The sequence below is a fragment of the Nocardia sp. NPDC005366 genome (assembly GCF_040606855.1).
Taxonomy (GTDB): domain Bacteria; phylum Actinomycetota; class Actinomycetes; order Mycobacteriales; family Mycobacteriaceae; genus Nocardia.
On the sequence record NZ_JBEXFQ010000007.1, the window covers coordinates 122417 to 145103 of the forward strand.

General features: G+C 66.4%; 18 protein-coding genes. 5 read left to right on the forward strand and 13 right to left on the reverse strand.

All coding sequences use genetic code 11. The annotated features are described in order from the left end of the window. Positions 1-363: 363 nt before the first annotated feature. From ABZS43_RS10750 to ABZS43_RS10785, 8 genes are all read right to left on the reverse strand, one after another. Positions 364-1425 (reverse strand): alpha/beta hydrolase family protein, encoded by a 1062-nt coding sequence (locus ABZS43_RS10750; RefSeq protein WP_355035617.1) that lies wholly within the window; start codon positions 1423-1425, stop codon positions 364-366. A 282-nt stretch (positions 1426-1707) separates the two neighbouring features. Further along, the gene (locus ABZS43_RS10755) at positions 1708-2793 is read right to left on the reverse strand and encodes an alpha/beta hydrolase family protein (protein WP_355035618.1); all 1086 of its coding nucleotides are present in this window, start codon (positions 2791-2793) and stop codon (positions 1708-1710) included. A gap of 253 nt (positions 2794-3046) precedes the next feature. After that, entirely contained in the window at positions 3047-4978 is a 1932-nt protein-coding gene (gene zomB / locus ABZS43_RS10760) for a flagellar motor control protein ZomB (protein ID WP_355035743.1), read from the reverse strand. Between the two features lie 4 nt (positions 4979-4982). Beyond that, positions 4983-5915 carry a decaprenyl-phosphate phosphoribosyltransferase gene (locus tag ABZS43_RS10765; RefSeq protein ID WP_355035619.1) on the reverse strand — a complete coding sequence of 311 codons (933 nt, stop codon included), beginning with the start codon at positions 5913-5915 and terminating at the stop codon, positions 4983-4985. A gap of 1 nt (position 5916) precedes the next feature. Then, a complete protein-coding gene (locus ABZS43_RS10770) occupies positions 5917-6453 on the reverse strand; it encodes a phosphatase PAP2 family protein (RefSeq protein WP_355035744.1) in 537 nt (178 codons plus the stop codon). A gap of 104 nt (positions 6454-6557) precedes the next feature. Beyond that, positions 6558-8495: a glycosyltransferase gene (locus ABZS43_RS10775; protein ID WP_355035620.1), complete on the reverse strand. Its 1938-nt coding sequence runs from the start codon at positions 8493-8495 to the stop codon at positions 6558-6560. A 77-nt stretch (positions 8496-8572) separates the two neighbouring features. After that, a complete protein-coding gene (gene glf, locus ABZS43_RS10780; protein WP_355035621.1) occupies positions 8573-9799 on the reverse strand; it encodes a UDP-galactopyranose mutase in 1227 nt (408 codons plus the stop codon). A gap of 190 nt (positions 9800-9989) precedes the next feature. Continuing rightward, complete coding sequence (locus ABZS43_RS10785) at positions 9990-10712, reverse strand: SDR family oxidoreductase (protein WP_355035622.1); 723 nt, start codon at positions 10710-10712, stop codon at positions 9990-9992. Between the two features lie 101 nt (positions 10713-10813). On the opposite strand from ABZS43_RS10785, the gene ABZS43_RS10790 reads away from it, so the two are divergent. Continuing rightward, positions 10814-11440, forward strand: a complete 627-nt coding sequence (locus ABZS43_RS10790) for a helix-turn-helix domain-containing protein (protein ID WP_355035623.1) — start codon at positions 10814-10816, stop codon at positions 11438-11440. 61 nt (positions 11441-11501) lie between these two features. Here ABZS43_RS10790 and ABZS43_RS10795 read toward each other — a convergent pair whose 3' ends face one another. From ABZS43_RS10795 to ABZS43_RS10805, 3 genes are all read right to left on the reverse strand, one after another. Then, positions 11502-12062 (reverse strand): hypothetical protein, encoded by a 561-nt coding sequence (locus tag ABZS43_RS10795; protein ID WP_355035624.1) that lies wholly within the window; start codon positions 12060-12062, stop codon positions 11502-11504. A 165-nt stretch (positions 12063-12227) separates the two neighbouring features. Continuing rightward, complete coding sequence (locus ABZS43_RS10800) at positions 12228-12998, reverse strand: MerR family transcriptional regulator (protein ID WP_355035625.1); 771 nt, start codon at positions 12996-12998, stop codon at positions 12228-12230. Between the two features lie 82 nt (positions 12999-13080). Beyond that, positions 13081-14397 carry a SpoIID/LytB domain-containing protein gene (locus ABZS43_RS10805; RefSeq protein ID WP_355035626.1) on the reverse strand — a complete coding sequence of 439 codons (1317 nt, stop codon included), beginning with the start codon at positions 14395-14397 and terminating at the stop codon, positions 13081-13083. Positions 14398-14711: 314 nt separating this feature from the next. Between ABZS43_RS10805 and ABZS43_RS10810 the strand changes: the two genes are divergently transcribed. Continuing rightward, positions 14712-16901 carry an N-acetylmuramoyl-L-alanine amidase gene (locus ABZS43_RS10810; RefSeq protein WP_355035627.1) on the forward strand — a complete coding sequence of 730 codons (2190 nt, stop codon included), beginning with the start codon at positions 14712-14714 and terminating at the stop codon, positions 16899-16901. A gap of 107 nt (positions 16902-17008) precedes the next feature. On the opposite strand, the gene ABZS43_RS10815 is transcribed toward ABZS43_RS10810, so the two are convergent. Beyond that, positions 17009-17830 (reverse strand): HAD family hydrolase, encoded by an 822-nt coding sequence (locus ABZS43_RS10815; protein WP_355035745.1) that lies wholly within the window; start codon positions 17828-17830, stop codon positions 17009-17011. A gap of 53 nt (positions 17831-17883) precedes the next feature. Then, on the reverse strand, positions 17884-18693 hold the full coding sequence (locus ABZS43_RS10820; RefSeq protein WP_355035628.1) for a hypothetical protein: 810 nt from the start codon (positions 18691-18693) through the stop codon (positions 17884-17886). A 177-nt stretch (positions 18694-18870) separates the two neighbouring features. On the opposite strand from ABZS43_RS10820, the gene ABZS43_RS10825 reads away from it, so the two are divergent. From ABZS43_RS10825 to ABZS43_RS10835, 3 genes are all read left to right on the forward strand, one after another. After that, entirely contained in the window at positions 18871-19848 is a 978-nt protein-coding gene (locus ABZS43_RS10825) for an ABC transporter permease (RefSeq protein WP_355035629.1), read from the forward strand. 64 nt (positions 19849-19912) lie between these two features. Further along, positions 19913-20830 (forward strand): ABC transporter permease, encoded by a 918-nt coding sequence (locus ABZS43_RS10830; RefSeq protein ID WP_355035630.1) that lies wholly within the window; start codon positions 19913-19915, stop codon positions 20828-20830. Further along, positions 20827-22677: an ABC transporter ATP-binding protein gene (locus ABZS43_RS10835; RefSeq protein ID WP_355035631.1), complete on the forward strand. Its 1851-nt coding sequence runs from the start codon at positions 20827-20829 to the stop codon at positions 22675-22677. Before ABZS43_RS10830 ends, ABZS43_RS10835 begins: the two co-directional genes overlap by 4 nt. Positions 22678-22687: the final 10 nt, after the last annotated feature.

Below are 22687 nucleotides of genomic sequence, written 5' to 3' on the forward strand. Positions count from 1 at the left end.
TGACGCCGAGCGGCAGTGTCAGAGCCAGGGCGAGCCCGTGGCCACACGGCGGAGGGCAACTTTTCCGCGCACGATACGAGAACGCATCGATTCGCGGCTTTCGCCGTGCGATCACCATCGAGCGCAACCATCGAGCACAAGATCGCCGATACCGTCGCCGATCACGTACCGCACTTGTCATGGCGGTTATCCGGTATCGGCCCGGGAAACACGGAACGATGCGGTTCGTCATAGAAACCAGATATTTGCCAGGAGAACTGGGTGGCGGTGGCGAATTCACCACCGCCGGAACAGAATTCCGTGTCAGCGACTTTTCGGTGAACATTCGACCGCGAGTGTGAGAACGGACCGAATGTCGGGCAGCTACCCGATATTGGCCGAGAGATCGGGGATCATCCGGTAGGCCACGTCCTGCCAGTTGATCCAGTTATGGATGCCGAAGGCGGGAAAGTCGTACACCGCGTTGCCGCCGCCCAGCGTCGTCATCCTGACCTGGAAGGCGCGGGTATTCGCCAAGGCGAGCGCTTCCAGGCCCATACCGTTGAGCGTGTTGAAACTCGGCGGGTCGACGGCGGTGGGCAGCCCGCTCGCCGCGGCGATCCACAGTCGGGTGCCGTTGCGAACCAGATTGGGCGCGAAGACGAACGGATCCATCCGCAGCCACTGCGGACCCCACGGCGGCGCCATCGAATCCACGTTGTAACCGCCCGCGTCGAGCATCGCCACGCGGATGGCCTCGCGCATACCGGGGGCCGAGATGTTCAGGTAGCCGGAGTACGCGCCGGCGAAGCTGAACTGGTCCGGGTGGTAGGCCGCCAGCGTCAGCGCGGCGCTTCCGCCCATCGACAGACCGAAGACGCCATTGCGATTCGGGTTGAAGCCGAGCCGGTCGCGCAGGGCGTTCCGCAGATCTCCGGTCAGGAAGGATTCCCACTGGTACCGGTAGCTCTTACCCGGACCCGCCGCGAATCCGTCGAGGCCACCGGAACCAGTGGTGGAACCCGTCCCCGGCGGTACGCCGAAGAACGAACTCGGCGCGTTCCAATCGGCGTAGAAACTGGACATACCGCCGACCGGCATGACCACGTTGATATTCCAGCTCGCCAGGGCCGCGGGAACGTTGGTCTCGATTTCCCACCCGCTGAGCGTTTCGGGGGCGCGCTGACCGTCGAGCACGTAGACCACCCGGTTGGTGTTGCCGTCCGCGGCGCGCAGGATCCGGCTCTTGATCGGGCCCATCCCGGAGTCGACCCAGAAGTCGAAGGCCGCGGGGTCGAAGGCCGCCGACGCCGCCGCGCCGTTACCCACCGCGGTCACCCCGAGTGGTAGCAGCAGCGCCAGCGCCACCCCCGACGCGACCCTCCTCGCCCACGCGCCCGGGGCCGTCGAGTTACCGGGCCTACGTTTCCAGCGGACATTTCGCATCGACTCGACCTTTCATCCGGACGGCCGACAGCGAATGGCGAGCTACTCCGCCGGCCCCTTCATCGGGCGCCGAGATCGGTCATCCGGGACGAAACGGACTAATCGACCTCGGCACTCACTCTTCCTGGTTAAATCAGCAAACAATGCCTTCATGTTGCTGGAAAGTGATTTAAGCCACAAGTATCGAAGCGTATTCGTTGTCGAGCCGGGTTGCGGATGTGCGTCGAAGGCGAAAAGCCGCCCGGCGCGGGTGCGCCGGGCGGCCTTCACGAGCGAACAGGACTAGCCGATGTTGCCGGACAGGTCCGGGATCATCCGGTAGACCTCGGACTCCCAGTTCCGCCAGTTGTGGATACCGACGGGCGGGAAGCTGTAGGTCACGTTGTTCGCGCCCAGGCTCGCCATGCGGACCTGGAAGGCACGGGTGTTGATCATGGCCAGCACCTCGAGCGGGGTGCCCTGCACGATGCCGAGCGGATCGGTCGCGTCGCCACCGGCCGGGATACCGCTACCCGCGGCCACCCAGAGGCGGGTGTTGTTGGCCTTCAGCTGCGGCGCGAAGACGAACGGATCCATCCGCAGCCACTGCGGACCCCACGGCGGTGCCATCGCGTCGATGTTGTAGCCGCCCGCGCTGATCATTCCCACGCGCAACGCCTCGCGCATACCCGGCGCGGAGATGTTGAGGTACCCGGAATACGACCCCGCGAAGCTGAACTGGTCCGAGTGGTAGGCCGCCAGCGTCAGCGCGGCGCTTCCGCCCATCGACAGACCGAACACGCCATTGCGATTCGGGTTGAACCCGAGCCGATCACGCAGCGCGCTGCGCAGGTTCTGGGTGAGGAAGGTTTCCCACTTGTAGGTGTTCGTCTTGCCGAGGGTTTCCTGCCAACCGGAGGAACCGGTCAACGCCGAACCCGACGACGACCCCGAAGGGCCCGATCCGGTGGGGATGCCGAAGAAATTACTCGGCGCGTTCCAGTCCGCGTAGAAGCTGGACGGTCCGCCCACCGGCATGACCACGTTGATATTCCATTTGGTGAGTTCGCGTGCGACCTCGGTCTCGGCCTCCCAGCCGTTCAGATCGCCGCGGGCACGCATACCGTCCAGCGCGTAGACCACGCGACCGGTATTGCCGTCGGCAGCGCGGAAGATCCGCGACTTGATCGGCCCCATGCTCGAATCCACCCAGAAGTCGAAGGCATCGGGATTGAACGCCGCCGAAGCGACACCACCCCCGCCTGCCACCGACGCCCCGAGCGGCAGCACGATCGCCATCGACAACAGCATCGTCCGCTTGAGCCACCCGGCTCCTCGAGCTTTCAGACGACGACCATCCTGCGCCTTACGCCCGATAACGCCTCGCATCTAGTTCGCTCCTTCATTCGACCGGATTTCGGCCGCGTTCGACGGTGACCGCCGGATGTTTGCCCAGAAATTACCGAAGCCCCGGCGGGCGTACCCCGACCGAGACTAACCTGCCATCGATGCAGGTGCGTTATCAAACCGAGATGAAGCGGCGTACGCCACTTTTGTGGAGCATAACCAACGTGACCACTGAGCTCATAGGGCTCGCAGAGCATTTGTGATGCCTGTGTGGTTTATCGGCCCGACCTCGAGATCAGCGTGGCGGCTCCGGGATCGGATTCACCAGGTTGCATCGTTCGATTTCGTACTTCGGCACCCGATCGATCCGGTACTGCGCGAACCGCAGCGCGTTCTTGAAATTGTGCCGGAAACGCTCGAAGGTGAGCGGGTCACGGTAGGAGATCAACAGGGCCTGGGTATCCGGGCACGACATCGCGGTCCTGGCCTGGATCACCCAGTCCTCGTCGAGGTACCAGGGCATCCACGGCTTCCTGTCGACCATGCCCGCTTCGACGACGACCCAGTCCGGGTACAGATTCTTGTCGTGCCCGATGCGGCCGTCTTCCAGCCGCTCGGTATGCGCGGCCAGCGGATAGGCCAGACCCATCTGGTCGATGACGCGCACGTCCAGCGGGACGTTCATGCTTGTCATGCCCAGGTTCAGGAAGTAGACGGTATGTCCGGCGCCGCCATCGGGGATGGGCTGCGGCGGCGGCGCGATGTACCAGAAGGTGAACGACGGGGAATTCAGCAGCAGGCCGCCGTCGGGGGTGGCGGCGATATCGTCGACCATCGCGCGGATACGCGGGTAATCGAGGTAGTCCTCGGCCCGGATCGGGTGATCGTGCCCGGTGTTGAGCACGTAGTAGACGCGCTCGTCGACGATGCCGGAGGAACTGATCTTGGTTCCGGTCTTGATAGCGGTGGTGTCCGCCGCGAACAGCGCCCAGCCGATGGTGGCGAGCCAGGCGACCGCCAGCACGACGAAGGTCACATCGAGATGGCGCAGCCCGCGCTCCGGCAGCCTGATCGGAAGCACCGCGACCGGCAGCAGGAACAGGAAAAGCTGCGGCAGCAGCATCCGGCCGTGCATGAAGTCACCGCCGACGCGCAGGGCGTAGACGGTCAGGATGAGCGCGCTCATCAGTATGAGGGCGACCACCGCGCTGGGCGAACGCAGCCATTCGCGTACCCACTGGATCGACCGGCGCGGGGCGGGCCCGGTGGCGTCGGTCCGGGTGCGCGTGCGGGCCACACGTGCGGCGGCGAGCCCGGCGACCAGCAACACGAGCAAAGGCACTAGCAGGTAGTAGGGGCCGATCAGATCCCACAGGTAGGTGAATCCCTGACCCCATTTGGCGCCGCCCGCGTCCTTGGCGACGGCGGTATTCGGATACGGCAGGCCGTAGTAGCCCATTCGCCAGATCTGATAACCCAGCGGTACCAGACCCGCGGCGGCGACGACGAGGCCGCGCAACACGATCGGGCCGACCCGGGACTCCGGCATCGGGGCGAGGAAGATCATCAGCAGCGCGAGTACGCCGACCAGGGCCATCTCCGGCCGGATCAGCGGGGCCAGACCTGCGAGGAAAACCAGGCCGAACATGCCGCCGACGCGCACCCTGTCGGCCCGCGACCAACGCACCAGCTGCCACCACAGCAGGCCGAGCCAGCAGATGACAAGACTGCTTTCCAGCCCGGAGGTGACGTAGTCGCGCGCGGGAGGCACCGCGATGTACACCAGCGCACCCGCGGGCAGCAGCAGCGCCGATCCGGTGCCGCCCCACAGGCGCGCGGAGCCGAGCATCGCGAAGACGACAGCGGCCAGCGACAGCGTCAGCGCGATACCGAGTACCACGTACTCGAGCCGCAGCTGAGTCAGCCAGCTGAAGAACCAGACGATGTAGGTCCACGCGGTGCTGGTATTGGTCTCGACCCGCTCGCCCGCGTTGAAGACCGGGCCGTTACCCGCCATCAGATTGCGCACGGTGCGCAGCACGATCAGGCCGTCGTCGGCGATCCAGCGCCGCTGCCAGCCGCCGATCGCGAAAAGCACAACGGTGAGCGCGACCCCACCGACGAAGGTGGCTCGGGATAGCAGGGCGAACCGCGACGCCGAGCCCGCCTGCTCGCGGGCAGGCTCCTCGGCGTCGTCCTCGGTTCGCTCCGCTCCCTCTACCAGCATCTCGTCAGGTGAGATAGACAGCGACACCTACCGCTCCGATCCAGGCGATTGCGAGGAACTGGAGGACGCGATCCCCCAGCGCGATCTCTTCGGGTTCACCGGCCTCGCCGCCATCGACGTCGACCGCGTAACGCAGGATTGCGATCGTAAACGGAATCATCGAGATTGCGTACCAGTTCGTGTCATTGGCCTCGCCCTGCTCGAAGGCCCACAGACCGTAGAACACCACGACCGCCGTGGCCGCCAGGGTCCAGATGAACCTCAGGTAGGTGGGCGTGTAGTACTCGAGCGACTTGCGGATCTTGGCGCCGGTGCCGAGCGCGATCTGGAGTTCGGCGTAGCGCTTGCCCGCGGCCATGAACAGTGAGCCGAAGGCCATGATCAGCAAGAACCACTGCGACAGGCTGATATCCGCGGCGGCGCCGCCCGCGACCGCGCGCAGCAGGAAGCCCGACGACACGATGCAAATGTCGAGGACGGCCTGGTGCTTGAGTCCGAAGCAGTAGGCGAGCTGGATGCCGATATACACCGCCATCACCACGGCCAGCTGCCAGGACGCGAGGAAGGAGCCGACGATCGCGACGACCAGCAGGACGATCGAGAGCATGTAGGCCAGATTCACCGGCACCACGCCCGCCGCGATCGGACGGAACCGCTTGGTCGGATGCGCCCGGTCGGCCTCCACATCGAGTGCGTCGTTGACCAGGTAGATGCCGGAGGCCGCTGTGCAGAAGGCCACGAAAGCGATCGCGACGTGCCAGAGCACCGACACATCGCTGAGCACATCGGGACCCGCCGCGAGCGGCGCGGCGAGCACGAGGACGTTCTTGACCCACTGACGTGGCCGGACGGCCTTGATCAGCCCACCCCCCAACGTCTTGGGCGGACCTTTCACGACGGACTCGGCTAGGTCGGCGCCGGTCGGCTCTTCACTCATGTCAACCAAGGCCTTTTCTTGTGCGGTCACTATCGAGTCTTCTTTCGGCGGCTAGCACGACAGCGGCGGACGCGGCGCCCAGCGCGGATCCGGCGAGCACGTCGGAGGGATAGTGCACGCCGAGCACGACCCGCGAAAGCAACATCGGTGGTACGAGCACCGCAGGCAAGGGTAGCCCGGTCAGTTTTCCGAGCAACACCGCCGCCGCCGTGGTGGAGGTGGCATGGGAGGACGGAAAGCTCAACTTGCTCGGTGTCGAGACGTTGACCTGCACCGACGGATCGTTGGGCCGCGGACGGCGCACGACCCGTTTGATGACGATCGAGGCGGCGTGCGCACCGACCGCGCCCACCGCGACCCCGGCCCACTGCCTGCGCCGCGGTTTGTCGACCAGCCAGCCCGCCGCGGCGATGCCGATCCAGCCGAGCGCGTGCTCACCGAAATGCGACATGCCGCGCGCGGCCCGCACCACCTCCGGCTTGGCGCCGAGGGTGGCCTGCACCGCGTTGATGATCTTCACCTCGGGCGGCGATTGCACCGGATTCGCCTGCGACGCCGTGGCCGCCGCCCCGTTGCCGTTCGTGCTGTAGCGCGACTGCTGTGCCGCCGCGGCATCGGGGGCGGAGATGTTCGGTTCGAGACTCACTGCTGTTCGCTCCCCGCGCCGTCGATACCGAAGGCCCGTTCCCAGGCCGCCGTGCTGGTGAGCTCCGCATGGGCGGCACGGTAACGCCGCTGCATCTCCGAGAACCGCGCGGCGAGTTCCTTGCGCAACCGCATGGCCTCCTTGAACAGGCCGAGGGCCTGGCGTGGATCGCGCTTGCGGTAGACGACGCCGCGTCCGTCCGCCGTGGTGACGGTGACGCCGTCGACCTGCGAGAGCAGGTACCAGCGGGCGTCGAGGGTCGGCACATTCAGCTGCGGCGTCTCGTGGTGGGTCTCGTGCGCGGGTTTGACGTTGTGCAGCACGCCCTTGACGAGCCGGACCACCTTGGCGATCGGATTCGGGGGTTCGCCGACAGCGCCGACCTCGAGGTGACTGGCCAGCGGCAATTCGGTGGACGACGGGAGGACCACCGCGTCGGGGAACTGCTTGCGCATGTCGTGCACCGCGCCGAGCGCGCTCGGCAGTAACTGGAACAGACGTTCGGGTCCGGCGAGGAAATCCTTGATCGCCAGGTTCTGGATGGCGACCGTCGAATATTCGAGGCAGAGCAGATGCTTGAGCGTCGCCTTGACCGTGTTCACCACCATGCCGCGCCCGTTGCCGGGCATATGCAGCGAGCCGACGACGAGACGGTTGCGCAGGTGGAAATACGCCTGCCAGTCGATGGCGTCGTCCTTATCACTCCAGGCCATATGCCAGACCGCCGCGCCGGGCAGTGTGACGGTCGAATATCCGTGGTCGCGGGCGCGCAGACCGTATTCGACGTCGTCCCATTTCAGGAACAGCGGCAGCGGCTGGCCGATCTCCTCGGCCACCTGCCGCGGGATCACACAGGTCCACCAGCCGTTGAAATCGACGTCGATACGCCGGTGCAGCAGCTTGGAATTGTCGCGATCCTTGAGCGGATACTTCGAGAAGTCGTGGTCGTATTCGACATTCGGCGCGGACGTCCACATGAAGATGCCGCGGTCGACGACCTCGCCCATCGAATGCAGATGCGAACGCTCCTGCAGGTTGAGCATCTGCCCGCCGACCAGCATGGGCGATGCGGCGAACCGGGCGAAGGCGAGCGCGCGCAGGATCGAGTCGGGCTCGATCTCGATGTCGTCGTCCATGTAGACGATGTACTGGGCGTCGGTGGTCTTCAGCGCCTCGTACATGACGCGGCTGTAACCGCCGGAGCCGCCGAGATTGGGCTGATTCCGGATGGCGAGCCGGTCGCCGAGCACCGCGGCGGCCTCGGTGAAGCCCGGCTCGTCGACGACCTTGCGGTTGCCCTGATCGGCGACGATGACCGCGACGATCTTCTCCAGCACCAGCGGATCGGAACCGAGGGCGCCGAGGGTTTTCACCAGATCGGTCGGCCGGTTGAAGGTCGGCATGCCGACCGCGATGGTGCCATCACCGGGTGCGTCGACCGGCGAGTACCAGCCGCCGTGCAGCAGCGTGACCGCGGTGTCGGTGGTGATGTCGAACCAGATCCAGCCGCCGTCTTCGAACGGCCCGAGATCGGTCTCGAATTCGACGGTCACCGAGTCGGAACCCGACGCGACCGCGAACTCCTTGCCCTGCACGTGGATTCGCGAGCCGTCCGCCTTGGAACGGTACATGTCGACCCGGCCGTGTCCGGCCAGTTCCAGCCGCAGCACCACCGAATTCAGGATGCTCCAGCGCCGCCAGTAGCTGGCGGGCAATGCGTTGAAATAGGTGCAGAACGAGACCTCCGACTCCGCGCCGATGGACAACTCGGTGCGGGTGGTGGCGTGCGCGCGTCGCGCGTTGGTCGGCGACTCCTCCAGATAGAGGGTCCGCACATCCAGCGGTTCACCCGGCCTCGGCAGGATGATGCGCTGGAGCAGCGACTTCGCACGGGTCTCGATGGTCATCTCTTCCATTACGGATGGGGAGGTCATTCGTTGCTTTCGTCATCTGTGCGGATGATCCGCACTCGGTCGGCTTCGGTGAGCCGCGCTTCGCGAGTGTGAACCATCTACGCGTCCTGGTCGACCAGAGGCGCGCCGGATTCGAGGTGCGGTCGCAGCACATTGTCGAACATGCTCAACGCGGAACCGATCGCCATATGCATGTCGAGATACTGGTAGGTGCCGAGCCTGCCACCGAAAAGCACCTTGGCCGAGGCGGTTTCCTGTTTCGCGCGCTCCCGGTAGGCGAGCAGTTTGGCGCGGTCCTCCGGCGTGTTGATCGGGTAGTAGGGTTCGTCCCCGGTCTGCGCGAAACGGGAGAATTCGCGCATGATCACCGTCTTGTCCTGCGGGTATTCGCGCTCGGGATGGAAATGGCGCGGTTCGATGATGCGGGTGTACGGCACATCCGCGTCGTTGTAATTCATCACCGAAGTGCCCTGATAATCACCGGTTTCGAGCACTTCGGTCTCGAAATCGATGGTGCGCCAGCCCAGTTCGCCCTCGGCGTAGTCGAAGTAGCGATCCAGCGGGCCGGTGTAGACGACGGGGGCGTCCGGGCTCTCGGCGCGCACCTCGTCACGGATATCGAACCAGTCGACATTCAGCCGTACCTCGATGAGTTCGGAGGCGGCCATATTCTCCAGCCACTTCGTGTACCCCTGCGTGGGAAGCCCCTCGTAGGTGTCGTTGAAGTAGCGATTGTCGAAGGTGTAGCGGACCGGCAGCCGGGTGATATTGCCCGCGGGCAGTTCCTTGGGGTCGGTCTGCCACTGCTTGGCGGTGTAATCCCGCACGAAGGCCTCGTAGAGGGGGCGACCGATCAACGAGATCGCCTTCTCCTCGAGGTTCTGCGCGTCCTTGGTGTCGATTTCGGCGGACTGCTCGGCGATCAGCGCGCGCGCCTCGTCCGGGGTGAAATAGCGGCCGAAGAACTGCGAGACCAGACCGAGGCCCATCGGGAACTGGTAGGCCTGCCCCTTGTGCATGGCGAATACGCGATGCTGGTAGCCGGTGAACTCGGTGAACTGGGTGACGTAGTCCCAGACCCGTTTATTCGACGTGTGGAATAGGTGCGCACCGTATTTGTGCACCTCGATTCCGGTCTGCGGTTCCGGCTCCGAATAGGCGTTGCCGCCGATGTGGTAGCGGCGGTCCAGCACCAGCACCCGCTTGCCGAGCAGGGTTGCGGCGCGTTCGGCGATGGTGAGCCCGAAGAAGCCCGAACCGACGATGATCAGATCGAACGGCGCGGTGGAGTTGACGGAGGTACCCGGAGACAATGCGGCGGTCACGGTGGCCCAGCGTATCGGAAGACCGCGCCGCACCCGGGGGGAGTTCCGTACCCGGCGACGCGGTAGCGCCCGCATCGCAAACCGCCCGACGCGGCCGATGCCCGCCGACCGGGCGTGAAAGGTCACCCGACCCTGGGCCGATGTCCACGGTCCACCTCGATTTCGCCGAGAATTCGCGGAACGCCGGGAGTCAGTCCGGGAAACCGATATCGAGTTCCACGGTGTCGCGTTCGGTGTACAGGCGCCAGTACTGCTCACCCAGTTCGTCATTGGTCATGCGGGTGAGCTCCAGACCGGGCGGGATGAGTTCGGGATGCTCATCGACGCTGATCTGGGCCCGGCTGCCGCCGATCAGCACGCCGATATTGAGCAGGCCGACGTAGACGCCGGTGCCGCGCAGTTCGAGGTCGAGCTGACGTACATATTGTCGCTGAGCGGCCAGGATCACGCCGAAATTCGCCAGGTAGGGCTGTGGATGATGTTCGGAAAGCCCGGAAGAGAACAGCAGGGCCCCTTCGCCGCGTTCGATCATCGCGGGCGCGATGGCCCTGGTCATCCAGATCGGCGAATAGAGCTTCAGTTCCAGTGGAACCCGCAGCGCGGCGACGTCGACCTCGAGGGTGGAGGCCGACCGGGCCGACATATCCGCCGCCGCGCTGTGCAACGCGACGTCGATCGGCCCGAACCGCGCGGCGACCTCGTCGACCACCCGGCCGACGTCGGCTTCCCCGGTGAGATCTGCCACGAACGCCTCGGCGACGACGCCGTCTTCGGCCAGAGCGGCCACGTGCGCTCGCGCCCTCGCTTCGTCACGCCCGATCACCGCGACGCGAAAGCCCTCGCGGCCGAATCGGCGCGCGGTGCCCATTCCCAATCCGGGTCCGAACCCGAAGATCGCGATCGTCTTCGACATCCCACTACCTCACCAAGTTGAGCAACAGTTCAAGTTCATCACCGACGCTAACTTAAGTTGAACCTATGCTCAAGATAATTCCGCGTTTGTAGGATCGGCGGATGCCCGAGGAGAAGCCGCTGCGCGTCGACGCTCGCCGCAACCGCGACGCGCTGGTGGCGGCGGCCAGGGAAGTCTTCCTGGAACGCGGTCTCGACGCGCCGCTGAAGGAGATCGCGGCGCGCGCGGGCGTCGCCATCGGCACGCTCTACAACCGCTTCCCGACCCGAGACGACCTCATCGCCGCCGCCGTCGAGGACCGCATCGAAGCGGGAGGACGCGTCGCCGAACGGGCCCTCGCCATCCCCGACCCGTGGGATTCATTCGCCTATCTCGTCGAGAACGTCTGCGAACTCCAGGCCAGAGACCGACTCCTCGGCGAACTCGCCCTGCGTGCGGCCCCGAGCCCCGCCATCGCCCGCGCCCAGGAATACGGACACGGCCTGATGCGCGAGATCGTCGCCAGGGCGCAGCGAGCGGGCGTGCTGCGCCCCGACTGGGTTCTCGAGGACATCGCCTTCATCACCTGGTCGCATACCCGCATCGTGGAGGCCACCGCCGAAATCGCCCCCGAGGTCTGGCGCCGCCACCTCGCCCTCGTCCTCGACGGCCTGCGCGCCTCGGCCGCCCACCCGCTCACCGTCGCGCCGCTCACCGAAGAACAGCTGATGCGAGCGCTGCACGGCTGATCTCCCGGCCGGTCCGGCGCAATCGCCTTGTCGCGGTGCGCGGCCCGATCGAGGGTTCCGTTCAGCGAGTCGGCAATCGGTATCCCGGGGATCGCGACGCGCCGACCCACCGTGCGGTGTACCTCGAGGAGGCGACGAAGGCGGTAAGCAGCGGGAGGATCAGGGCGGCGAGATCGGCGACCCAATCCGCGGCGAGGAACGCGGTGACAGCGCCCGCGATGCCGGTGATCGCGAAGAGCGATTCGGCGAGGCGGCCGGATTGGGTAAACCAGTGGACGCCGTATTCGAATTCGTAGCCGATGAGCGCGAGAACCAGCCCGATCGCCCCGATCGCCGCCCAGACCCCGGCCGCGACGATCACCGTGAATCGACCGGTTTCGTCGCGGCGCGAGAGCAGGACCGCGCCGTAGGTCAGCATCACCGCGGTCAGGAATCCGCCGAGCAGCGTGATGCAGGCGAGCGAATTGTCGAAACGGCCTGGGTCGTCGAGGAAATCGAGTCCCAATCGCCCCACCCCGATCAGGTTCACCGCCGCACCCGACAGCGCCAGCACACCCGTCGCGGTCGCGACCGCGCCGCTGGGTTCGCCCGCAGGCACGGCCTCCGGGTTCTCGTACAACATTCGCGAAACCTCCACCTACGCGGGCACACCCGCACCCGAACCCTAGAAGTATGCGCAATTCCGGGGCTGGCGGCCGGTCGTGTCGTTGTGTCCGGACCGCGCCGCCGCGCGACGCCCGCATGCCGGGTGACATGCGGGCGTCGCGATTCCGGTGACGACCGGTTCCTACAGGTTGGCCTCGGCGTAGATCCGCATCGCGTCGCGGACGAATTCGACGGTGCCGGTGCCGTGCACGTCGTAGTTCTGCCCGAAACGCGGGTCGGCGACGTACATTTCGCCGAGTCCGAGGAACGCCTCCTTCCCCACGGACCGGCCCTGCCAGCCGATGCCGAGCCAGTCCCGGTGTCGGGCGACGATGGCCTGGACCTCGGCGCTGTCCGGGGCGAGACCGGCCGCGTGCGCGCGGCCGTAATCGGCGGCGATATCCAGGTGGGTCTGCTGGAACCGCTGTTTGTCGGCATCGGTCATCGAACGCCACCAGCGATCACCGCTGTCGTAGGCGTCCTTGCCCCACCGCTCGATCACCTCGTCCTTGTATTGCGTGTGGTCGAATCCGTCGAATACTTCGGCAGCCACGAGTCGTTCACCTCTTTCGGTCTTGTGCAATGTGGTTCGCACCGACTCGATCCGGCGCCGGATCCGATCCTGTTCCTGCTCGAGCAGTCCCAGGTGCGCGCGCAGTGCGGTCGCGGTATCGCGCTGGCCCGCGAGAACTTCGGCGATGGTGGGCAAGCCGAGGCCGAGTTCGCGCAACAGCAGGATGCGTTGCAACCGCACGAGGGAATCCTGGTCGTAATAGCGGTACCCGTTGGCGCCGATTCGGCTGGGCGGCAACAGCCCGAGCTGGCCGTAGTGGCGCAGCGCGCGACTGGTGGTTCCGGCCGCCCTTGCCAGATCCTGGATGGACCATTCGCCGGTCCGGGCGCCCGCTGTCATGACCCGGTCTCTCCTTGTCTCGTCGGTGAGACCAGTCTGCAAGTTGACGCTGCGTCAAGGTCAACGCATTCTCGGATGAAACTTATTCGGTGACGGGCTGAAGCCCAGGCGGCGCGGCACCGGTGGGCGTCTCGGCGGGCGACGGACTCTGCGTATCCCCCCGCGGTGACGCGGGTTCCGTCGCATCCGATGGCGGCACGGCCGGATCGGGAACCAGTCGCATCAAGGTGGTGAAGTCGACGATCTGGGCGCCGAGCGTGGGCGTCGCGATGATGACGCCGTTGGTGAAGAGCCGGTAGGTGCCCCCGTTCTGGGGCAGCCGCATCTCCGGTCCCAGCGGTGCGCCGATCGCGCTGGATTCACCGCCGATCCGGGCGTACTCGCGATCGATCGTCGATCCGGGGAGCGCGGCGGTGCCGCGCGGATCGGTCGGCGAGCCCGGGTCCGCCGGGGTGACGCGGGGATCGGTCGGCGGTTTGCCGACGGCGAGTTCGGCGGGCTTCGGCCCGACGTCGAAGGTGGAGATATCGGCGGGTTGACCGCCGTCGGGCGCGGTGGAGTATTCCGCCCGCAGAATGCGCCCGTCGCGCAGCAGCACGGCGCCCGCTGTGGTCGCGATCGCAGTGGCCGCGCGCGGGTCCTCCTTCGCGGTGCCGGGATAGACCTGGCAGTCGGAGGTGTCGCAGGTCTGGGCGAATGGATACCGCTGCTCGGCCAGGGCATAGGAGCGGGCCGCGATCGCCTGCGCGCGCAGCGCCTCGTTGGCCCCCTTGTCGGCCCAATTCGCCTGGACCTCCGCGGGCACGACACCGAGCAGGTAGTCCTCGATATCGACCCGATTGACGGTGCGGGCCGCGCCGTCCTCCTGCGCGAGCCCGAGCGCCCCGCGATAGGCGGGACCGTCGCACAGCGTGAGATGTTCGGCGGCGGAGCGAGCGGGTTTCGGGTCGATCGGGTAGATCCACGGATCCCGCGTCGCGGCCTGCCACAGCACCTCGCCGTCGCATCCGACGGTCACCACGACATTCGCGCCGCCGCCGGGTAACGCGGTCATATGCGCGGCCTGGCCCGACTCCAGTTCCCGGCCCGCGACCCTGAGTCCGGCGTCGGCGTGGACATCGAGACCCTCGCCGTCGCGTTCCATCAGGCGCACGCCCACCGTGGTGGTCGGCACCGTGCCGAATGTCGCGCCGGGGTAGTAGTGCTCGAGGATTCGTTCGGCCACCGAACCCTGCCGTGCGCTGTCGAAGGCGCCGACTTGGCTCATGCCGCGGCCGTGGCCCGCCCCGGTGAGTTCGAGGTACGGCGTGTCGCCGGGCGTGTCCCACCCCGCGAGCGCTGTTACCGCGAGAACCGCGGCGCCGCCGGTGATCACCATTCGACGGATCGGTTTCATCATTCGCCGCGTATTGATCCGGTTCCTGAAATGTATTCTGCGCTGCACTTTCAGATCCCCTCTCGCTCTTCGATCTCGGTGCGGCACGCGGCGCATTCGTTCGCCCGCACCGGTTTCCGCATGCTGATCGGCCCGACATCCATCGGCATGTCGCGCCATCTATTCGCAACCTGAGAGCTACATTTGAGCAATTCTCATAATCCTCGACAAGAGGTTTAGACCTTGTGACAATTGTGAACTAGTGTGATCGTTGATACATCAGGAATCAAGTATGGAATTGCGCGCATGATCACTGGTCGATCCGATTGGAGAAGTTCGTGCCGTACCGCACACCGAAACGGTCCTACGTCCTCCCGGTTGTCACCACACTTGCGGTAGCGGCGCCGCTCGCGACACTGGTGCACAGCGATTCAGCCCGCTACCGCCCGGCGAATGACAGCAACCTCGCGGCTGTGCCCGCGCAAATGGCCGAAGTGGTGCTGAACTCCGCGCCCGACATCACGCTTCCGCTGCGCGAACTCACCGGACTCGACCTTCCGGACCTGCATCTTTCCGATCTCCGGATGCTGCCGTTACCCGCGTCCGTCTCCATTCCGGAAGGGTTGCCGCTGCCGCCCGGCGTGCAATTACCCGACGAAATTCCGCTACCACGACTGCACGGCAGCGGGCAGGAACCCTCGGTACCAGGCCAGACCTCGTCCGATCCCGGACAGCATCCGAGCCGGGCCCCCGGCTCGGCGCCCGGCGTTCCCGGACGAGTGCCAGGCACAGGGGCCGCCTCCGGTATCCGCTTCGTCGCCGATCCCACCCAGCTCGAACCGGGAATCACACCGGACACACCGGCGCTGGAACCGGGCGCCATATCGCCCGACCTGGTTAATCAAGTCGGCGCCCAAGTGAAAGAGCTGTCGAGAGACACCCCGTTCAGCGTCGTCGCCCTCACGGCCAAGGATCTGGTGAACACCAAGGCCATGGTGCGAGCGCGGCAGCCGAACGGGACGTGGGGACAGTGGTACGAAACCGAGCCCGTCGACACAAGGGGCACCGATCACACCGCCGCCGACCGAACCGCTGGCACCGAACCGATCTACGTCGGCAGCACCACGGCCGTGCAGATCCTCGTTACCCGCAAGGACGCCGCCTCCGCACCGAAAGCACCGTCCGCGCCTGCCACGTTGCCGTTGGCCGATCCGGTCCACCCGGCGCAGGCCGCCCCGCCCTATTCCGACGCCTCCGCCATCGCACCGGGATTGACCGCGGTCCTGATAGATCCGGGCCACGGCGCGGTCGACGGCGCGCTGCACAACATCGCCTCGGCATTGCCCGGCGGCGGGCCGAACGTCATCAGCCGCGCGCAGTGGGGCGCCGACGAGTCGATCCGGTGCGACGAACCCACCTACGACGACGAACTCGGCGGTGTCACAGTGCATCACACCGCGGGACGCAACGACTACAGCAAATCCGAATCCGCCGGTATCGTCCGCGCGATCTACACCTATCACGCGCGCACCCTCGGCTGGTGCGACATCGGCTACAACGCCATGGTCGACAAGTACGGCCAGATCTTCGAGGGCCGCGCGGGCGGACTCGACCGGCCGGTCCAGGGGGCGCACGCGGGCGGGTTCAACGAGAACACCGCGGGCGTCGCTCTCATGGGCAATCACGAATCCGAGACGCCATCGAAGAACGCGCTGGAGGCGCTCGGGCAGTTCATCGGCTGGCGAACCAGGGTGGCGGGTCTCGATCCCAAGGGCTACACCACCATGTGGTCCGAGGGCACCGAGTTCACCCCGTACGCGCAGGGCGAATCCGTCCAACTGCCCATCGTTTTCGCCCATCGCGACGTCGGGCACACCAGTTGCCCCGGTGACGCGGCCTACGACGTGATGGATCGCATCCGCGATATCGCCGCGGGCACGCCCGCCGGCGTGAATCATCAGCAGCGCAGTTCGAGTCCGCAACGCAGCGCAGCCGATCTGGCCGCGCTCGCCGAACTGACCGCCAGGTTGATGAGCATGGTCGAGGAAAACGTCATCGCCAAACACTGGGCCGAGCGGGGCGGACCGGACGGGCCGCTCGGCAGCGCCGAATCCGAACCGATGCCCGCCGCGCACGGCGGCCAGTACGCCAAATTCACGAACGGCTACGTCTACACGACCTCCGACGGCCGGGTATCAGAGGTGCTCGGCGCCATTCTCGACCGCTTTCTGCAGCTCGGCGCCGATGCGGGCGTGCTCGGACTGCCCCTGACCGATTCCTATCCGGTGCCCGATGGTCTGCGCTCGGACTTCCAGTACGGATCGCTGATCCTCAACGAGCTGACGGGAATCGTCACCACCATCGTGAAAACCTATAACGACACCTACCAGCAGGAAATGCGCAGGGATCCGGCCGAGGTCGCCGCACCCGGCCCTGTGCTGGAACCAGCACCGGCACCAGCACCGGCACCGACGCGGCCCGAAACCGATGCGGCGGAACCGGATCCGCCGGTCGAACCCACGGGGTGAGGACCGGCGGCGGACCGGCTCGGTACCGCTGACCAATCCCCGCACACAGCACCGGCGGGTGTGCCTCGCACCGAGGCGCACCCGCCGGTCGCGCTGTACGGCAGGGTTCAGACCCACCAACGTTCGAGTATTTGCGCGACACCGTCGTCGGAGTTGGCCGCTGTGACCTCGTCGGCGGCGGCGATGGCCTCGTCGTGCGCGTTCGCCATGGCGACCCCGCGTCCGGCCATGCGCAGCATCGGCACGTCGTTGGGCATGTCGCCGAACGCGATGATCGCGGAATGCTCGACGCCGAGCCGCTGGGCGACCGATGCGAGTCCCGACGCCTTGGTGACGCCGGGAGCAGAGAGTTCGATCAGCCCGTGTTCGGTGGAATAGGTGATGTCGGCGCGGTCGCCGACCAGTGGAGCCAGGGTGGCAAGCATGTCCCCACTGCGTGCTCCCGGCAACCGGATCAGCATCTTGATCGCGGGGGCGTCGATGACCTCGTGCCTGGCGACGGCGGTGTCATCCGGATTCAGCCAGGCGTGTTCGTATTCCGGTGAACTCACGAACTGCGGTGTGACCGCGTCGTGCGCGGTGGCGCCGACCCGTTCGGCGGCAAGCCCGCAGCCGGGCAGGACCCGTTCGGCGAGATCGGCGATCCAGGACAGGGTCATCACGTCGAGGGTCCGTCCTGCCAGCACCTTGTCGGACGCGCTGTCGTAGATCACCGCGCCGTTGCCGCAGACGCACAGCGGCGCGTACCCGAGCCCGTCGACCACCGGATCGATCCAGCGCGGGGGCCTGCCGGTGGCGAGGACGAACGGCACGCCGTCGGCGATCAGCGCCCCCACGGCGGCCTTCGTGCGCGCGGTTACCCGCTCGTCGTGATCGATGAGGGTGCCGTCCACATCGGTGGCCACCATCTTCGGCTTGGGCAGGTGCAGGCGCGTCACCTATTCCATCCTGCCGGAAATTCGGCTCCGCGCGATCGCAACGGTCACCATCCGCCCGGTCGCTTCCAGGTTTCGTCCTGAGATTCGTCCACCGAATCGGACTGCGGGACAGGCGTAGGCGGGTAGGCCGGGCCGGGTTGCGGCATGGCGGAAGGCTCGGAATACGCCGGACCACCGGGTGGGGCGGGCTGGGGATAACCGGGAGCAGGATAGCCCGGTGGCGGAGCGACCGCCTGTGGATAACCCGGCTGCGACGGGTCGGGCTGTGGGTAGCCGGGTTGCGGGTAGCCGGGTTGCGGGTAACCGTAGCCGGGCTGCGGATACCCCGGCGGAGCGACCGTCGACGGCCGGTAGGCCAACCACCGCGACGTCGCGGGCACCAGGGCGAGTATCAAGGTCGCGATCGGGAAGACGGCGCCGAAGATTCCGCCGACGCCGCCGGTGAACGCGCCGCCCGTATCCACCGAGGACAGCAATACGCCCGTCCCGCCGATCTGCGACACGATCACCACCAGGCAACCCGCCACGATCAGCGTCCGGCCGAGCACCTTGCGGTTGAACAGCATGATCGCGCCGACGGCGAGGATCGGCGCCGTGATCAGCTCAACGATCCCCGTCACCAGCACGAACGTGTAGTAGCCGTCATTGCCGAGCAATCCGGTCGAATCGTAATCCGCCAAGTCCGCGCCGTACTGCGAACTTCCGAGCCAGACGCCGATCACCCCGCCGAACAGATTCGCGAGCGCGCCGAGACATGCCAGCACGCCCGTGATGATGGCGGTCGCCCCGCCCGGAGCCGACGCATAGCCACCGGGATACGGGTCGTAACCCCCCGGATAATTCGGATAGGCCATTGTTCTACCCCCCTCCCGCGTCGAATCGCTCGACGCCGATATCCGGTCAGGATAAGGCAGATCGCCGACACCGGACGGACATGCGGTCGCGCGCGCCCTGCGCGAGCGGCGTGCGCGTCCCTATGATCAGGGACTGACACTCGACGCTGGCCCGACCAGCCGTAGGACCAGAGGACTATGACCGGCTTCCTGCTACGACGCGCGCTGAACTATGTCGTGCTGTTGCTGCTGGCCTCCTTCTTGACGTTCAGCCTGGCATCGTTGACGTTCAAGCCGCTGGACAGTCTCGAACAGCGCAATCCCCGCCCCCCGCAGGCGGTGATCGACGCCAAGGCCGAGCAGTTGCACCTCGACGACCCGATCCCGCAGCGCTATCTCACCTGGCTGAAGGGCATTCCGCACGGCGATTTCGGCACGACGCTGGCCGGGCAGCCGGTGAGCGAGGAATTGCCGAGGCGGGTAGCGGTAAGTCTGCGACTGCTGATCGCGGGCTCGCTGATCGGCACGGTACTCGGCGTGCTGATCGGCGCGGCCGGGGCGATCAGGCAATACAAATTCAGCGACTACTTCACCACGGTCGTGTCGTTGCTGATCTTGAGCACACCCATCTTCCTGCTCGCAACCCTGTTGAAATACGGTGCGCTGGAGATCAATTCGCTGACGGGGTCGCAGATATTCCTCTATACCGGAGAAACATCGGCGAACAAGATCGAGGGTTTCGGTCCGCAACTGCTCGACCGCGTGCAGCATCTCGTGTTGCCGACCGCGGCGCTGGCACTCGGCGGGATGGCCGGGTACAGCCGCTATCAGCGCAACGCCATGCTCGACGTATTGCAGAGCGATTTCATCCGTACCGCGAGAGCCAAGGGCCTGACCAGGAACAAGGCACTCTACAAACACGGCCTGCGCACCGCGTTGATCCCGATGGCGACGCTGTTCGCCTACAGCCTCGGCGGTCTGATCACCGGGGCCACCTTCACCGAGAAGATCTTCGGCTGGCACGGCGTCGGCGAGTGGCTGGTCGATTCGATCAATGCCCAGGACCTGTACGTGGTGGTGACGGTGACTGCCTTCGCGGGTCTGGTGGTGCTGGTCTCCGGTCTGCTCTCCGACATCGTCTACGCGTTCCTCGACCCCAGGGTGCGTGTCGGATGAGCGGCACGGCAGGCAGCCCGCACCACCGCGGGAGACGGACATATCGCACACCGGGGGCGCGGGCATGACCGAAGCCGAGATCATCGTCCAGGGCGCGCCCGAGGTCGCCGCGGCCGGCCGCAGGAAACTGGTGGCGCGCCGCTTCCGGCGCAACAAACCCGCGGTGGCGGGTGCGACGGTGCTGATTCTGCTGTTCATCGCCAGTTTCGCGCTGCCGCCGCTGCTGCCCTACGACTACCAGCAGATGGATTACACCGCGCTACTGAAACCGCCGAGTGCCGACCATCCCTTCGGCACCACCCAGATCGGGCAGGACGTGCTGGCGCAGACCATGCGCGGGCTGCAGAAGTCGCTGCTCATCGGTGTTCTCGTCGCGCTGATCTCCACGGCCATCGCGGCCACCGCCGGCGCGTTGGCCGGACTGCGCGGCGGCTGGACCGACCGGGCGATCATGTGGTTCGTCGATCTGCTGCTGGTGGTCCCGAGTTTCATCATCATCGCGATCTTCGCGCCCAGGACCAAGGGCAGCGGTTCTATCTGGCTGTTGATCGTTCTGCTCGCGGTATTCGGCTGGATGATCAGCGCCCGCATCGTGCGTGGACTCACGCTGAGTCTGCGGGATCGTGAATTCGTCAGGGCCGCACGCTATATGGGCGCGCCGACCCGCACGGTGATCGTCAGCCATATCCTGCCGAATATCGCGTCCATCCTCATCATCGACACCACCCTCACCGTGGGCGCGGCGATCATGGCCGAAACCGGTTTGAGCTTCCTCGGATTCGGCGTGCAGCCACCGGATGTCTCCCTCGGTTCGCTGATCGCGGCGGGCACCAAATCGGCGCTGACCTATCCGTGGCTCTTCCTGTTCGCCGGTGGCCTGCTGATCATCACGGTGCTGTGCGCGAATCTGGTCGGCGACGGGTTGCGTGACGCGTTCGATCCGACCGCCAAGCGGGCCAGATCCCGGAAGGGGAAGTCATGACGGGCGCACCGTCGACCGCGCCGCTGCTGGAGGTCTCCGATCTGCGAGTCTCCTTCCCCGGTGAGGAGGGCCGCATCGACGCGGTGCGCGGGGTGAATTACACCGTGGCCGACGGGGAGGTGCTCGCCATCGTCGGCGAATCCGGTTCGGGCAAATCGGTGTCATCGCTCGCTGTCATGGGTCTGCTGCCGGAACAGGCGAGGATCAACGGCTCCATCCGGTTGCGCGGGCGCGAACTGCTCGGCCTCGGCGACCGCCAGATGTCCCAGTTGCGCGGCAGTTCGATCAGCATGGTCTTCCAGGACCCGCTCTCGGCGCTGACCCCGGTGTACCGGGTGGGCGAGCAGATCGCGGAGGCGCTACTCGCGCACGGCGCGATGGGGAAGAAGGAGGCCGCGGCCAAGGCGGTCGACCTGCTGACATTGGTCGGCATCGATGACGCGGAGATGCGGGCCAAGGCCTTTCCGCACGAATTCTCCGGCGGAATGCGCCAGCGCGTGGTGATCGCGATGGCGATCGCCAACGATCCGGCGCTCATCATCTGCGACGAGCCGACCACCGCGCTCGATGTCACGGTGCAGAAGCAGATCCTGAATCTGCTGCGCAAGGCGCGCGATATCACCGGCGCGGGCGTCATCATGATCACCCACGATATGGGGATCGCGGCCACCGTGGCCGATCGGATCGCGGTGATGTACGCGGGCAAGATCGTCGAAAAAGCCACCGCCGCCGAACTTTTCCAAGCGCCGCGGATGCCGTACACGGTGGGGCTGCTCGGCTCCATTCCGCGAATGGACGGCCCGGCCCGCACCCCGCTGATCCCGATCGCGGGCGCCCCGCCCGCCATGCACGCCTTGCCGCCCGGCTGCTCGTTCGCTCCGCGCTGCCCGGTCGCGATCGACGAATGCCGGGTCGTGGAGCCGCCGTTGGAGAACACCGGGCCGGGACATGCCGCCGCGTGCCTGCGCACCGAGGAGGTGGGCACCGCGGAGCTGTTCACCGCCTACCGCAGGGAGATCTCCGAACCGGCGGCCGAGGCCGAGACCGATACCCCCGTGGTGCTGCGGGTCTCGGAGTTGCGCAAGACGTTCACGATCACCTCGGGTGTGGTCTTCCGACGCCGCAAGGGCGAGGTTCGCGCGGTCGACGGGATCAGCTTCGAGGTGCGCGCGGGCCGGACGCTTGCCCTGGTCGGTGAATCCGGATCGGGCAAATCGACCACGCTCACCCAGATTCTCGACCTGGTGCGGCCGGAGTCGGGCACGATCGAGATCATGGGCCGCGATGTCTCGACTCTGACCAGGGCGCAGAGACACGAGATCCGGCGCACGATGCAGATCGTCTTCCAGGACCCCACGGCCTCGCTCGATCCGCGACTGCCGATTTTCGACACACTGGCCGAACCGCTGCGCATCGACAAACGACCGCGCGCCGAGATCGCCGCGCGGGTGCCGGAACTGCTGGAACAGGTCGGGCTGCGCCCAGAACACGCCGACCGCTACCCCGCGGATTTCTCCGGTGGTCAGAAGCAGCGCATCAGCATCGCGCGCGCGCTCGCCCTTGACCCGGAACTGCTCGTGCTGGACGAGCCGGTGTCGTCGCTGGACGTCTCCATCCAGGCCGGTGTGCTGAATCTGCTGCGCGCACTGCAGACCGACCGCGGGCTGTCGTATCTGTTCGTCTCCCACGACCTGTCGGTGGTGCGCAATCTCGCGCACGATATCGCCGTGATGTACCGCGGCAAGATCGTGGAAGCCGGTCCCGCCGACCGGATCTTCGACGAACCACAGCACGAGTACACCCGCGCGTTGATCGATGCGGTTCCCGTTCCACTCGTCACCGGGTAGTCAGGAGAGC